This window comes from Exiguobacterium aestuarii, assembly GCF_020171655.1.
GTDB lineage: Bacteria > Bacillota > Bacilli > Exiguobacteriales > Exiguobacteriaceae > Exiguobacterium > Exiguobacterium aestuarii_A.
On record NZ_JAIVAC010000001.1, the window covers coordinates 530,094 to 544,882 of the forward strand.

The following is a 14,789-nucleotide window of genomic DNA, read 5'->3' on the forward strand; positions in this document are numbered from 1 at the left end:
TAGGAGTGAGAATATGGAATGGATGACACTACAAAATGGTATCCGCGTCATCATCGAACCGATTGAAGGTTCTCGCAGTACGTCAACAGGTGTCTTTATTAAAGCTGGGACACGAACAGAGTCATTTGAAAACATCGGAATCAGTCATTTGATTGAACATATGTTATTTAAAGGAACATCGACGAAAAACGCGAAAGAAATCGCTTCCTTTTTCGATGAGCTTGGTGGAAGCGTCAATGCCTTCACCTCAAAAGACCATACTTGTTTTTACGTGAAGACGCTCGACGAGCATGCGGTCATGGCGCTCGACGTCTTGACGGACATGTTGTTTGATTCGGTACTCGATGAGACAGAACTTGAAAAAGAGAAACGTGTCGTCGTGGAAGAAATCAAAATGTATGAGGATACACCTGAAGATCTCGTACATGAGCTATTGGCAGTTGCGGCATATCGTGACGATATTCTCGCACAACCGATCCTTGGAACGGAGGAGAGCGTCAATCGATTGACACGCGACCAACTCGTCGACTATTTACAAGAACGGTACGTGGCAGAAGAAATCGTCGTCTCCATCGCAGGACATGTCTCTGAAGAGTTGATGGAGGCAGTGAAGCGTAGGTTTGCCAACATCCCTTCTAGGGAATCGTCGAAAGAACTCAATCAACCAGAACTGTTCCATGATACGTTGACGAAACGTAAGGAGACAGAGCAAGCACATCTCTGTTGGAACTATGAAGCCATCTCGGCAACGGATGATCGTTTACCGCACTTGGCACTGATGAACAACGCCATCGGTGCAACGATGTCCTCACGGTTATTTCAATCGATTCGTGAAGAAGAAGGATTGGCCTACTCGATTTACTCGTACTATACGACGTTCGCCGATCATGGGACGTTTACCATCTATGTCGGAACATCTCCAGACACGTTGAATCAAGTCGAAATCATTCTAGAAAGAGAATTGAAGCGTTTGTTCGAAGAAGGATTGACGGATGAAGAAGTCGATAAAGGGAAACGCCAATTGAAAGGTTCGCTCGTTCTCGGGAATGAAAGCTCGAGCGCACGGATGAATCGGAATGGTCGGAACTTGTTACTACTTGATGAAGTGGAGCCGATTGAACAAGTGATTCAAAAAGTGGAGAAAATCAAGCGTGATGAGGTCAATGCGTTGATTCGTGAAGTGTTGACACATCAGCCAGCGAAGTCATATGTCCTCCCAAACGAAGCGTGACTTGAAACCGAATTGTAAGTTCTCTACACTGATTAAGAGGTATTCTTTAGTTTGGATAGGATACAGGTGAAAGAAGGGAAAGACTTGAACTTAACGGACTTAGTGAAGACGATACAACTCATTAACCAACCAAATCTTGAAGGCATCGTGGTGACTCACGTGACAACCGATTCTCGGGAAGTTGTCCCGGGGACGTTGTTTGTCGCCATCAAAGGCTATACGGTCGATGGACATGAATATGCGGCTCAAGCTGTGGAACGAGGGGCAGTAGCGATTGTCAGTGAACGACCGCTCGAACTTTCCGTTCCAAACTTGATTGTGCGCGATAGTTCTCGTTCAATCGGTCTTTTGGCTTCGGCGTTTTATGCGTATCCTTCTGAACAGATGCGACTGTTTGGAATCACTGGAACGAATGGTAAAACGACGACGACCACGATTTTACGGGATGTCCTAGACGTCCTCGGACACTCGACTGGCCTGATCGGCACCGTCGAGGTACGAATCAATGACAAGGTCGTACCGAGCAAGAATACGACACCGCAAAGCTCAGAACTGCAACAACTACTGGCACAAATGCGTGATGAAGGTGTGACGGACGTCATGATGGAAGTCTCTTCACACGGTCTTGAGCTCGGTCGTGTCATCGGAACGGATTTTGATATCGTCGGATTCACGAATTTGACGCACGATCATCTCGATTTCCATGGAACGTTCGAAAACTATGCACGCGCAAAGGGATTGTTGTTCGCTCAACTCGGTCAAATGGCATCACGCGGGAAGGTTGCCGTCTTGAATGCGGATGATGCACAGAGCGCTCTCTATGAGACGATGACAGGTGCTAAAGTGTTGACATACGGAATCGACACAACGGCCGATTTGATGGCGTCAGAGATTGAACAGACGTTGTCTCAAACGAGCTTTGTGTTGAACTATCAAGGCACACGCCTACCGGTGACCGTACAGTTTATCGGTCGTTTCAACGTGTATAATTTATTGCTGGCGACAGGCTGTCTCCTCGCAGCAGGATACTCATTGGAGCAAATCGCTAAAGCACTTGAAATGATTCATCCAGCCAAAGGACGCATGCAGCGCCTAGACGTGCCTGGGTATAACGTATACGCAGACTATGCCCATACACCCGACGGCATCGAACAATGTTTGAAATCGCTCGTCGGTGTACCAAAAGAGAAGATTGTTTTTTTAATCGGTACAGGCGGAAACCGTGACGTGACAAAACGTCCGGCAATGGGTGAGATGGCATCGACTTACGCTGGGACAGTCATCATTACAACGGACGACCCGCGTTTCGAAGCATATGAATCGATTACAAAAGGAATTGCGGCCGGAATGACGCATGACAACTATGTGGAGATCGGTGACCGGGAAGAAGCAGTCCGATACGCAGCAACTTTAGCCAAACCAGATAATATTATCGTGTTAGCAGGAAAAGGGCACGAAAAATATCAAATTATCGGTAACGAGAAATTGCCACTCGACGAAGAGGCAATTGTCCGATCGACCATTTTGAATACGGAGGAAGCATGATTTATGGCAGTACAACCAGTTACGTTGACAGAAAAAGAACATGACGACTTCGTCAAAGCTCATGATCGTGGTGATTTATTACAACTATCAAGTTGGGGAGATGTAAAACGACAGAACGGATGGACGTCGGAGCGCGTTGCGGTTGCCCGTGATGGTTTAACGACTGGTGTGGCGTTATTGTTATTTAAGCGCGTGCCGAAGTTACCGTATACGTTATGTTATGCCCCACGCGGATTTGTAGTGGATTATGATGACGTGGCGTCTCTCCAGGCACTTGTAAAAGAAACGAAGCGAGTCGCTGCAAATCACAAGGCGATTGTCGTCAAAATCGATCCAAACATCGACCGTGATGAGATACCGGGTCTCTTAACGGAAATGGAAGCCGTCGGATTTCATCATAAAGGGTACGGGGGTGGCTTTGACTATGCGCAACCTCGTTTCACGATGGAGACGGATTTACGTCCAAGTGAAAAAGAAATCTTTGCGAAATTCCATCATAAATTTCGTTATAACGTCCGGTTAGCGGAGAAGAAAGGAATCGTCTGTAAAGAAGTCGGGCGAGATGGATTAAAGACGTTTGCCGACCTCATGAAAGTGACGGGAGAACGTGATGGATTTGCCATTCGAGGACTCGATTATTTTGAGAATCTATATGATTGTCTCCAACCGAATGATGCGCGACTCTTTTTGACAAAGCTCGAACCGAAAATTGCGCTTGATCAGCAACAAGCGACGCTTGAAAAAGCAAAAAAAGAGTTGGAAAAGATTGAACGTGGGTTAGAGAAGGAGACGGTCGAAAAGAAACGGACAAGCCTTCTTAACCGCAAAGAACAGACGGTGGCACAAATTCAAAAAGCTGAGCAGGCGTTACCTGAGCTCATCGAACTGAATAAGACTTATCCGGATGGACTCGTGTTGTCAGGTGGATTATTAACACTTGCAGGACGACGTTCGTATTACTTATATGGTGCCTCATCGAATGAGTTCCGTGAGTTCATGCCGAACCATTTGATGCAGTGGACGATGATGCAAGCGGCGAAAGAGAGCGGAGCTGAACGATATGACTTCGGCGGTGTCTCAGGCAGCACAGACCCAGATGATGAATATGCGGGTCTCTATGCCTTCAAGTCTGGATGGGGAAGTGACATGATTGAGAAAGTCGGAGAGTTCGACCTCGTTTTAAACCGTCCTCTTTATATGGCACTCGAAAAAGGATTACCAATCCTTAAAGGACTGCGGAAACGGTTAAGAAGATGAGGTGGACCGGCGTATTATCACTTGCGATGGTCGCCTTCTTGATTGGGATTGTGCTGGCTTATTTTTATATGCAGCCCCAACCTGTACCTTGGGTGGATGAGCCGACCTTTGAAGCGGACATGTGTGTGCGGGACATAGAGGCAGAAAATACAATTTTGGCAAGAACCAATATTGATTTCGACCGCCTTCACCCACAAGTTGCGGAACGGGGAGCAACCTTTGTGCGCTTGGCACATTCTTGTCTCGATCTCGAAGTTCGATTGACGTCAGGGTATCGTTCAGCAAAAGAACAGAACGCATTATATGCGCAAGGTCGGTCTGAACCTGGACAAGTTGTGACGAACGCAAAAGCAGGTCAGAGCTATCATAATTATGGACTTGCAGTCGACTTTGTCATCATCCATGACAATAAAACGGATTATGACTTAAGTACGGATCGCAATCGTAACGATATACCAGACTGGCAAGAGCTCGGAGAATTAGGAAAGGCGCTTGGTTTCGAATGGGGAGGCGACTGGAACTCATTCCCTGACTATCCACATCTCCAAATGGACTTTGACTTGTCCATCCGACAACTTGACGCAGGGAAACGCCCGGACAAAGAAGCGGTCGCACCGCTTGCCGATACTCTAAAACCTCTACTAGATTGAACGGAAATGTTGGCAATGAAGCCGTTTTCCGATACAATATTCAGTAGCGATAAGGGACGAAACAGAATATGAAACATTTAGGAGGTTTTTGTTAGTGTCAAAAAAGAAGACAGAGAATATTAGCGTCTTTGCGCTTGGAGGCGTAGGCGAAATCGGAAAGAACATGTACGTCGTGGAGCTAGACGACGACATCTTCGTCATCGATGCCGGTCTCATGTTTCCAGGCGATGAGATGCTCGGGATTGATATCGTCATCCCAGACATCACTTATTTAAAAGAAAACAAGGATCGCGTCCGTGCGATTTTCATCACACACGGTCACGAAGACCACATTGGTGGACTCAGCTACGTCTTACGCGATTTAAAACACGTTCCGGTATACGGGACAAAATTGACTCTCGGGTTAATTGAACTGAAATTAAAAGAGGCCGGTTTGTTGAAAGAAGTCGACCTTCGCATGATTGATGCCAAAACGAAATTGACTATCGCTGATCATCTCGTCACGTTCTTCCGCGTCAATCACTCGATTCCCGACTGTGTCGGTGTTTGTATTCAAACATCTCAAGGTGCGATCGTCCATACCGGAGATTTCAAGTTTGATTATACGCCAGTCGATGGGAAACAATCCGATTTCAATAAATTAGCAGCGATTGGACAGCGCGGTGTACTCGCGTTACTTTCTGATTCGACAAACGCAGAGCGGCCGGGTCAGACTGGTTCAGAATCGATTGTCGGTGCTGAATTGAACGATGTGATTTATCAAGCCGAAGGTCGTGTCATCGTAGCGTCATTCGCGTCGAACGTCCATCGCTTACAACAAGTTTTTGCAGCTGCAGAAGCGAATGACCGTAAAGTCGCGGTCGTTGGCCGTAGTATGGTCAATATCGTCGAAGTCGCACAAAAATTAAACTACTTACGTTTCAAAGCGAAGACGCTCGTCGAGTTGTCGCAAGTGAATCGTCTACCTGACAACAAGGTCGTCATCTTGACGACAGGGTCTCAAGGTGAGCCGATGGCTGCTTTGACGCGTATGGCACGTAACGCGCATAAGCAAGTGAACATTCGTTTGAACGACACAGTTGTCATTGCGGCGACACCGATTCCAGGGAATGAAAAGTCGGTTTCAAAAACGATTGATCTATTGTTCCGTTCTGGGGCAAACGTCATTTACAACCAACGTAAAGTCCACGTATCCGGACACGGTTCGGCTGAAGAGTTGAAGTTAATGCTCAACCTCGTCAAACCAAAATACTTCTTACCGATTCACGGGGAATACCGGATGCAAATGGCACACTCAAAACTCGCTGAACAAGTAGGTGTCAAACCGAACAACATCTTCATCGTCGAAAAAGGAGATGTCGTCGAGTTCACTGGTCGAAAAGCCCGGATGAGCCGAAAAGTTCCTGCAGGTAATGTATTGATTGATGGGATTGGCGTCGGTGACGTCGGGAACATCGTCTTACGAGACCGTCGTTTGTTGTCACAAGATGGGGTCGTGCTTTGCGTGGTCACATTGAATCGGAAACAGAAGAAATTGATTTCAGGACCTGAACTTATCTCACGTGGATTCGTGTATATGCGCGAATCAGAAGAAATGATTTCAGAGGCAAACCGTATTGTCACGAAACAGATTGAAAAGAGTCTGCAAGCTGGCAGTGATTGGACCGAATTGAAATCAAATATCCGCGAGCGACTTAGCGTCTTCTTATTCGAGCAGACGAAACGTCGTCCGATGATCTTGCCGATCATCATGGAGATTTAATGGAATGAGAGTGAGGCAAAAGTCATCTGACTTTTGCCTTCTTTTTTTAGGAGGAACTAAAAGTGGCTCAAAAAACGAGAAAGACACCCGTGAAGCGGAAGCGACCCGCAGCGCGAAACACGAGAAAACGGAAAAAACAACCGATTGCGCCACGTACATATGGATGGGGGATTTTCGTTCTTTCCATCGTCGCATTCGTATTTGCCTTTTTCGATTTCGGATGGATTGGTCGGCAACTCTCTGACTTGTCCGAATACCTGTTTGGTGGCTGGGGTGCGCTTACCTATTTGATGATTGCCATCCTGTTATGGATTATATTAAAACCGATGAAGCCGATGGAGCGGGCAGGACTGCTCAGTATGACCGCCTCATTTCTACTATTTGGAGATTTACTTTGGGGAGATAAGCGCGGTGGGGTCAACGGTGGACTTTATGACTTAAACCAATACTTATTTTCTGATTTCGGTCTCATCTTTTTAGGCATCGTCTGTTTTATCCTCGGTGTCTCCCTCTATGTGCCAACGATTTGGGGAACCATCTATCATCGCCTAGAGGAATCCGTAATGGCCGTGAAAAAAGAATGGCAATCGAGACCAAAAACAGAGAAAAAACAAGACAACAAGCAAAATCACGAACCGAAACGGTCGCGAAAACCATCGCCTGAGCCGATGCCGACGGAAGCCGATTTAGAGGTGGAGTCAGAATCAGATGTGGTCACGATGAATGACATCCCAATCGTCGGATTCAGTGAGAAAGTTGTCGCGGAGAAAAAAGAGGAGCCTAAAACGGAACCGTCTACGGAAACGGATGGATCCATCTCGACCGAGGAGATGATGATGACCGCGGCGCAAGACGTCTCAGACACGTATGAGCTCCCGCCGTTCACGAATCTGAAGGAACCGGTGATCACCGATTTATCTGGGGAAAATGCACGTTTGAAAGAGAATGCAGCTAAGTTAGTGAAGACGTTAAAATCGTTTGGTGTAGGGGTGAAAGTATTGAAAATTCACCTTGGTCCGACGGTCACGAAGTATGAGTTACAGCCGGACATCGGTGTGAAGGTCAGTCGAATCACGTCGCTTAGCGATGATCTCGCACTTGCGCTTGCCGCGAAAGATATCCGAATCGAAGCACCGATTCCGGGCAAGGCGGCGATTGGTATCGAGGTACCGAACCAGGAAGTCGCTCCAGTCTGTCTTCGTGAAGTGCTTGAAGCAGACCCAGTGAAACAAGACGATTCAAAACTGCTCGTCGCACTCGGACGAAGCATTAGTGGCGAGACTGTCGGCATCTCACTAAACAAAATGCCGCACTTACTCGTGGCAGGGTCGACAGGTTCCGGTAAATCAGTCTGTATCAACGGGATGATTGTATCCATCTTGATGCGTTCTCGACCGGATGAGGTCCGTCTCATGATGATTGACCCAAAAATGGTCGAACTCAATGTTTATAACGGTGTGCCACATCTGTTGACGCCGGTTGTCACAGACCCGAAAAAGGCGGCACAGGCTTTGAAACAAGTCGTTGCCGAGATGGAAAGACGATATGAGCTCTTCAGTCGATATGGTGTCCGTAACATTGAAGGATACAATGAACTCGTCGATAAGTCCGATGATGAGGATGCAAAACGTCTACCGTTCATCGTCGTCATTGTCGATGAGTTGGCAGATTTGATGATGGTCGCTTCAAATGACGTTGAGGACGCCATCATGCGACTCGCGCAAATGGCACGGGCCGCAGGGATTCATATGGTACTGGCGACGCAACGCCCGTCGGTTGACGTCATTACAGGGGTCATCAAAGCAAACATCCCGTCTCGCATCGCATTTGCGGTCTCATCACAAACCGATTCCCGGACGATTTTGGACGGAGGTGGAGCAGAAAAACTGCTTGGGCGTGGCGATATGCTCATGCTTGCTAATGGGATGAACAAGCCGGTACGTGTCCAAGGAGCGTTCGTCTCCGATCAAGAAGTCGAAACGGTCGTCAATCACGTCATCGCACAGCAACGTGCGCAGTACGTAGAAGCGATGATGCCGAAAGAAGAAGAGGTGACGACGATTGACTCGGACGATTCATTGTTCGGAGAAGTCATTCAATTCATCGTTACCCAGGAAACGGCTTCGACCTCAATGATTCAACGAAGATTTAGAATTGGTTATAATCGGGCAGCGCGTTTGATTGACTCGCTTGAAGAGGCGGGATACGTAGGTCCATCAGAAGGTTCGAAACCAAGGAAAGTATTAATTCATGAACAAGACGAATAAATTTAAAAACGAACGATTGTATACATAGATATACAATCGTTCGTTTTTTGTTCCTTTTTCTACGATATGGAAATATTCGCGCAAATCAGAGAGGTTCGCTATAATATAAATGTAATATAGCACATATGTCCTATAACGTTTATTAGTACATACTTTTAAAAACTACTGAAACGATTACATTTTTTAATAACGTTTACATTTTACAAAAGTTTTTCAAACTGAATCGAAATGGGTAAAATGGACTCAGAGGTACGGTTGGAGATGGTTTTTTAAAATATTTCCTTGATTCCGAACAAAAACTATTGCGTTCTAATTCTCGAATCCCTATACTTAATATTGGCAAGGACATTCATACGTCAGATGTCTGAGCACTGGTAAGTAAATTAAAGGTGGTGAGGCCAATGTCGATTAAGCTCGATCATCGATTGCTCTATCTTCGAGTGATTGAGAAAATTAAGCAAGATATCGACGCTGGTGTCTATCGTGAAGGTGAGAAGTTACCTTCAGAGTTCGAGCTTTCGAAGCAACTCGGAGTAAGTCGAGCGACACTTCGTGAAGCGCTAAGAATTCTCGAAGATGAGAAATTTGTCGTGCGAAAACATGGGGTAGGGACATTTATTAGTTCTAAACCGCCATTCACGTCAGGAATTGAAGAATTGTTCAGTGTCACTGATATGATCACACGTGCAAAAATGACACCAGGAACGAAAGTATTGGTGGCCGAGAAAGTGTTGGCAACAGAGAGAGAAGCCGAGCGTCTCAAGATTGAGCCGAACTCACCGATTTATCGGATTGTTCGAATTCGATATGCGGATGACACACCGGTCGTTTATTGTGTCGACAAAGTGCCGGCCCATCTCGTCTCGAATCCCGAGGCATTGACTGAAGGGAAGTCTTTGTTTGACTCTCTCGAAAAAGAGGTAGGACGTCGAGTCGCATACGCAATCACGCACATCGAACCGAGCGTCAGCTCTGAAATTTCGTCACAACTTCAGACGGACCAACCGTTACTCGCTTTAAAACAATTGCATTACGATGAGAGTGATTTACCATTGCTCGATTCGGCCAACTTTTTCCGAGCTGATCGATTCGACTTCCACGTCGTACGTAAACGAGTGTAACCGAACAGTTTTTTGACGGAAAAGTTATTTTTGGGGAACAGCGTGAAAGCGCTTTCTTATACCGGTGTAAAGACTACTGATAACATGACAACAAAATTTGTTATGAACCGAAAGGGGAAACACGACGATGATGAACAAAAAGAAAACGATTCTCTCAGCTTTAGCAGCAGGACTCACACTCTCTACAGTACTCGCAGCATGCGGTGGAGATGACAACGAAGGCGGCTCATCTTCAAACGGCGAAGGCGGCGAGGGCGGCGACTTCAAAGTAGCAATGGTTACAGATACTGGCGGTGTTGATGACAAATCATTCAACCAATCTGCTTGGGAAGGTCTCACGAAATTCGGTGAAGACAACAACTTGACTGAAAACGAAGGATACAAATACCTTCAATCAGCTAAACAAGCGGACTACCAGCCAAACTTGCAACAATTGGCTCGTGACAACTTCAACTTGATCTACGGTATCGGCTTCTTGATGGCTGAAGACGTACAAAAAGTTGCTGAGCAGTTCCCAGACAATAACTTCGCAATCGTTGATATGGTTGTTGACGCTCCGAACGTTGCTTCAATCACGTTTAAAGAGCAAGAAGGTTCATTCCTCGTTGGTGTCATTGCCGGTCTCACAACGACAACTGATAAAGTCGGTTTCATCGGTGGAGTAGAATCAGACTTGATCAAGAAGTTTGAAAATGGATTTAAAGCGGGTGTCATGGCTGTTAACCCAGAAGCAACAATCGACGTGAAGTATGCAGAAGACTTCAACTCGGCTGAAAAAGGAACAGCAATCGCTTCAGGTATGTACGGTTCTGGATCGGACATCATCTATCATGCAGCTGGTGGTACAGGTGTAGGGGTATTCACAGAAGCGAAAAACCGTAAGAAGAACGGCGAAGAAGTTTGGGTAATCGGGGTTGACCGTGACCAGTACGAAGAAGGTCTTCCAGAAGACGTTACGTTGACTTCAATGGTTAAACGTGTAGATACAGCTACTTATGATGTATCGAAACAGACGATGGACGGAGAATTCCCAGGCGGCGAAATCATCGAGTTCGGTTTGAAAGATGACGGTGTCGGCATCGCAGAAACTTCTGACAAGCACGTTTCACAAGAGATTCTCGATAAAGTTGAAGAATACCGTACACAATTGGTTGACGGAGAACTCACTGCACCAGCAACTGACGCTGAGTTCGAAGAGTTCATGAAAAACGTAAAATAATTCATTTGAGTGAAGGGGGGACCCATGTGGTCTCCCTTTACTTAAAGTTAGGGGTGAACTTCCTTGGAATATGTAATTGAAATGCTAAATATTCGCAAAGAGTTCGGTACGTTCGTTGCGAACGACAATATCACACTCCAATTGCGCAAAGGAGAAATCCATGCGCTTCTCGGAGAGAACGGGGCGGGGAAGTCGACGCTCATGAACGTGTTATTCGGTCTCTATCAGCCTGAAGGCGGAGAGATTCGTGTGCACGGAAAGAAAGTGGATATTGAAAACCCGAACATCGCCAACGAACTTGGGATCGGGATGGTCCACCAACACTTTATGCTAGTTGAAAAATTCACAGTCACTGAAAACATCATCCTTGGACTTGAGCCAAAGAGCGGTGTGACGATAGACCGTGCGACAGCCCGTAAAAAGGTCATGGATATTTCAGAACAGTATGGACTTAAGATTGATCCAGACGCGAAGATTGAAGATATTTCAGTCGGCATGCAACAGCGTGTAGAAATCTTGAAGACGCTCTATCGCGGGGCGGATATTTTGATCTTCGATGAACCGACGGCAGTGTTGACACCACAAGAGATTCAAGAACTTATCCAAATTATGAAACGTCTGATTGCTGAAGGTAAGTCGATCATCTTGATTACGCACAAGCTGAAGGAAATTATGCAAGTCGCAGACCGATGCACGGTCATTCGCCGCGGACGTTATATTGGTACCGTTGAAGTGGACGAGACGGTTAACGAAGATAGTCTTGCTGAAATGATGGTCGGGCGTGAAGTTAATTTCGATGCAGAGTATTCGAAAGCCGACCCGCAACAAGTCGTTCTCGACGTTCAAGGGCTTGTCGTCAAAGACAGTCGTGGTTTGAAAGTTGTTGAAGGATTAGACCTTCAGATTCGTGCTGGAGAAGTGCTTGGTATTGCCGGAATTGACGGTAACGGTCAGACGGAACTGATTGAAGCGATCTCTGGGCTCAAGAAACCGGAGTCGGGTAAAGTTTTGCTCAATGGAAAAGATGTGACGGGGCATACGCCACGTAAAATGACGGAAGCTGGAATCGGACACATTCCACAGGACCGTCATAAACATGGTCTCGTCCTTGACTACTCGATTCGTGACAACATGGTTCTTCAAACTTATTATAAAGAACCATTCTCGAAACGAGGACTCATGAATTATAAAGCTGTGGCAGAGAAAGCGAAGGCGTTGATTGAGAAGTTTGACGTCCGAACTCCATCCATCGATGTCCCGGCTCGTGCCCTTTCTGGTGGTAACCAACAGAAAGCAATCATTGCCCGTGAGGTCGATCGTTCACCTGATTTACTCATCGCAGCACAGCCGACGCGCGGTCTTGATGTCGGTGCGATTGAATTTATTCACGAACAACTCGTTAAAGAACGTGAAAAGGGCCGTGCCGTCTTGCTCATTTCGTTCGAACTTGATGAGATTTTACACGTATCAGACCGCATCGCCGTTCTTTATGAAGGAAAAATCGTAGGAATTCGTGATCCGAAAGAGACGACGGAACAAGAGCTTGGTTTCTTGATGGCCGGCGGTCAGAGAGGGGACGACAAAGAATGAAAAAATTAAGTTTAAATCAACTTCTCATTCCATTCCTATCAATCATTTTAGGACTTCTCGTCGGAGCCATCGTCATGCTGATTGGTGGATACGACCCGATTCAAGGCTTCATCTCCTTGTTTGAAGGGATGTTTGGAAGCCCATATGCCGTCGGGGAGACGCTACGAGCAGCAGCACCACTTATCTTCTCGGGTCTCGCGGTTGCTTTCGCATTCCGGACGGGGTTATTCAACATCGGGGTAGAAGGTCAAGTATTAATCGGATGGGTAGCAGCTGTATATGTAGGGATCAACTTCGATTTGCCGATGTTCATCCATTTACCGCTTGCGCTTCTCGCAGCGATGGTCGCGGCCGCACTTTGGGCTTTCGTTCCTGGATTCTTGAAAGCGAAGTTTTACGTCCACGAAGTTATCACATCCATCATGATGAACTATATCGCGCTATACACGACGAATGCGATTTTGCGTAGCGTCATCGGTGTGACGAACGAGCGTACTGACTCAATCAATGAATCAGCATCGCTTGCATCACCTTGGTTGCAAGAGTTGACGACGTACTCACGTCTTCACTGGGGTGTCCTCGTTGCAGTACTCGCGGCGATTGTGTACTACTACATTCTTCAGCGTACGACACTCGGTTATGAGTTGCGTGCAGTCGGTTTCAACAAACATGCCTCTCAATATGCGGGGATGAGCGTTGACCGTAACATCGTCCTTTCGTTTGTTATCTCAGGGATGTTTGCAGGTCTCGCTGGTGCGATGGAAGGTCTCGGGACGTTCGGTAGTATGACGCTCTCTGCATCGTTCACAGGTGTCGGTTTTGACGGGATCGCAGTAGCCCTTCTTGGTGCCAACACAGCAATCGGTGTCATTCTCGCAGCGATTCTATTTGCTGGATTGAACATCGGTGGATTGGCGATGCAGCTCGGTGCGAACGTACCGTCTGAACTTGTCAAAGTCATCATCGCAGCAATCGTCATCTTTGTGGCATCTGGTTATGCCATCAACTATGTCATTGAGAAACTTAAAGGAAATCGTAAGAAAGGAGTGGAGAAAAAATGAGCTTCTTAGAAGTCCTCTATATCGTCGTACCGGTTGCACTTGCCTATGCGACTCCACTCATTATCGCAGCACTCGGTGGGATTTTCAGTGAACGCTCTGGTGTCGTCAACATTGCCCTTGAAGGGATTATGATCATCGGTGCCGCAACAGGGATCATCACGACGCTCACGTTAACAGACTTAGGAGCCGGTGTATTTAGCCCATGGATCTCCTTGCTCGTTGCGATGGTAGTCGGTGCACTATTCTCTCTCTTCTTGGCTGTCCCGGCCATCCTATGGCGTGCAGACCAAACAGTTCTTGGAGTAGCAATCAACATGCTTGCGATTGGTCTCGCCATCTTCGTTGTGCGTGTGCTTTACAACAAAGGTCAAACTGACTTTATCGAGTACCGTATTGCGAAAGAAAATGTACCATTTTTATCAGATATTCCTGTTCTAAAAATGTTCTTCATTAACGTGCAATACACGTCATTCGTTGCCATCGCTTTAGCGTTTGTCGTCTGGTTCGTTATCTTCAAGACGCCATTTGGACTTCGTCTTCGTTCAGTCGGAGAACACCCGATGGCCGCTGACACGATGGGGATCAACGTCACAAAAATGCGCTTTATGGGCGTCATGCTCTCTGGTGCATTTGGTGGTCTTGCCGGAGCGGTATACGCCGTCACGGTTACGACGAACTTCAGTGGAACGACAATCGTTGGTCAAGGGTTCTTGGCGATTGCTGCAATGATCTTTGGGAAGTGGAATCCGCTCGGAGCGCTCGGCGCTGGATTGTTCTTCGGGTTCGCCCAAGCGTTATCGATTATCGGAAGCAACTTGCCTGTCATCAATAACGTGCCGCAGCTTCTACTTTTGATTGCACCTTACGCACTCACGATTCTTGCGCTCGCTGGACTCGTCGGTCGTGCAGATGCACCGAAGTCGGTCGGTATTCCATATATTAAAGGAAAACGTTAATCCAGAATAGGACATATGTCCATTTCGGAAAGGTTGTTTGGTGCTTAAGCCAAACAACCTTTTTTGTTATACTTGGCTAGAGCTGTCATGATTAGAGTGGGATAGAGCAGTGAATAAAAAAGACATATCG

At 46.7% G+C, this 14,789-nt stretch carries 11 protein-coding genes; all 11 read left to right on the forward strand.

Going from position 1 to position 14,789, the window contains the following annotated elements:
* Nucleotides 1-13: 13 nt before the first annotated feature.
* The 11 genes from LCM29_RS02745 to LCM29_RS02795 all read left to right on the forward strand — a co-directional run bounded on the left by LCM29_RS02745 (nucleotide 14) and on the right by LCM29_RS02795 (nucleotide 14,659).
* Nucleotides 14-1,231, forward strand: a complete 1,218-nt coding sequence (locus LCM29_RS02745; RefSeq protein WP_224860702.1) for a M16 family metallopeptidase — start codon at nucleotides 14-16, stop codon at nucleotides 1,229-1,231.
* An 84-nt stretch (nucleotides 1,232-1,315) separates the two neighbouring features.
* Complete coding sequence (locus LCM29_RS02750) at nucleotides 1,316-2,776, forward strand: UDP-N-acetylmuramoyl-L-alanyl-D-glutamate--2,6-diaminopimelate ligase (protein WP_224860704.1); 1,461 nt, start codon at nucleotides 1,316-1,318, stop codon at nucleotides 2,774-2,776.
* 3 nt (nucleotides 2,777-2,779) lie between these two features.
* On the forward strand, nucleotides 2,780-4,033 hold the full coding sequence (locus LCM29_RS02755) for a lipid II:glycine glycyltransferase FemX (RefSeq protein ID WP_224860706.1): 1,254 nt from the start codon (nucleotides 2,780-2,782) through the stop codon (nucleotides 4,031-4,033).
* Nucleotides 4,030-4,683: a M15 family metallopeptidase gene (locus tag LCM29_RS02760; protein WP_224860708.1), complete on the forward strand. Its 654-nt coding sequence runs from the start codon at nucleotides 4,030-4,032 to the stop codon at nucleotides 4,681-4,683. Before LCM29_RS02755 ends, LCM29_RS02760 begins: the two co-directional genes overlap by 4 nt.
* Nucleotides 4,684-4,777: 94 nt before the next feature.
* Entirely contained in the window at nucleotides 4,778-6,445 is a 1,668-nt protein-coding gene (locus LCM29_RS02765) for a ribonuclease J (protein WP_074034657.1), read from the forward strand.
* A gap of 62 nt (nucleotides 6,446-6,507) precedes the next feature.
* Nucleotides 6,508-8,712, forward strand: a complete 2,205-nt coding sequence (locus LCM29_RS02770) for an FtsK/SpoIIIE family DNA translocase (RefSeq protein ID WP_224860710.1) — start codon at nucleotides 6,508-6,510, stop codon at nucleotides 8,710-8,712.
* A 401-nt stretch (nucleotides 8,713-9,113) separates the two neighbouring features.
* A complete protein-coding gene (locus LCM29_RS02775; protein WP_074034655.1) occupies nucleotides 9,114-9,833 on the forward strand; it encodes a GntR family transcriptional regulator in 720 nt (239 codons plus the stop codon).
* A gap of 130 nt (nucleotides 9,834-9,963) precedes the next feature.
* Nucleotides 9,964-11,052, forward strand: coding sequence for a BMP family lipoprotein (locus LCM29_RS02780; RefSeq protein WP_214693960.1), 1,089 nt, complete (start codon nucleotides 9,964-9,966; stop codon nucleotides 11,050-11,052).
* A gap of 63 nt (nucleotides 11,053-11,115) precedes the next feature.
* Complete coding sequence (locus LCM29_RS02785) at nucleotides 11,116-12,642, forward strand: ABC transporter ATP-binding protein (protein ID WP_214745406.1); 1,527 nt, start codon at nucleotides 11,116-11,118, stop codon at nucleotides 12,640-12,642.
* Nucleotides 12,639-13,703, forward strand: a complete 1,065-nt coding sequence (locus tag LCM29_RS02790) for an ABC transporter permease (protein WP_214691853.1) — start codon at nucleotides 12,639-12,641, stop codon at nucleotides 13,701-13,703. Before LCM29_RS02785 ends, LCM29_RS02790 begins: the two co-directional genes overlap by 4 nt.
* Nucleotides 13,700-14,659: an ABC transporter permease gene (locus LCM29_RS02795; protein WP_074034652.1), complete on the forward strand. Its 960-nt coding sequence runs from the start codon at nucleotides 13,700-13,702 to the stop codon at nucleotides 14,657-14,659. Before LCM29_RS02790 ends, LCM29_RS02795 begins: the two co-directional genes overlap by 4 nt.
* The last annotated feature ends 130 nt before the right edge of the window (nucleotides 14,660-14,789 follow it).

Excerpts from the sequence above, each read along its gene's own strand:
- LCM29_RS02745 (WP_224860702.1), top strand. The coding sequence starts at position 14 with ATGGAATGGATGACACTACAAAATGGTATCCGCGTCATCATCGAACCG.
- LCM29_RS02755 (WP_224860706.1), top strand. The coding sequence starts at position 2,780 with ATGGCAGTACAACCAGTTACGTTGACAGAAAAAGAACATGACGACTTC.
- LCM29_RS02760 (WP_224860708.1), top strand. The coding sequence starts at position 4,030 with ATGAGGTGGACCGGCGTATTATCACTTGCGATGGTCGCCTTCTTGATT.
- LCM29_RS02775 (WP_074034655.1), top strand. The coding sequence starts at position 9,114 with ATGTCGATTAAGCTCGATCATCGATTGCTCTATCTTCGAGTGATTGAG.
- LCM29_RS02780 (WP_214693960.1), top strand. The coding sequence starts at position 9,964 with ATGAACAAAAAGAAAACGATTCTCTCAGCTTTAGCAGCAGGACTCACA.
- LCM29_RS02790 (WP_214691853.1), top strand. The coding sequence starts at position 12,639 with ATGAAAAAATTAAGTTTAAATCAACTTCTCATTCCATTCCTATCAATC.
- LCM29_RS02795 (WP_074034652.1), top strand. The coding sequence starts at position 13,700 with ATGAGCTTCTTAGAAGTCCTCTATATCGTCGTACCGGTTGCACTTGCC.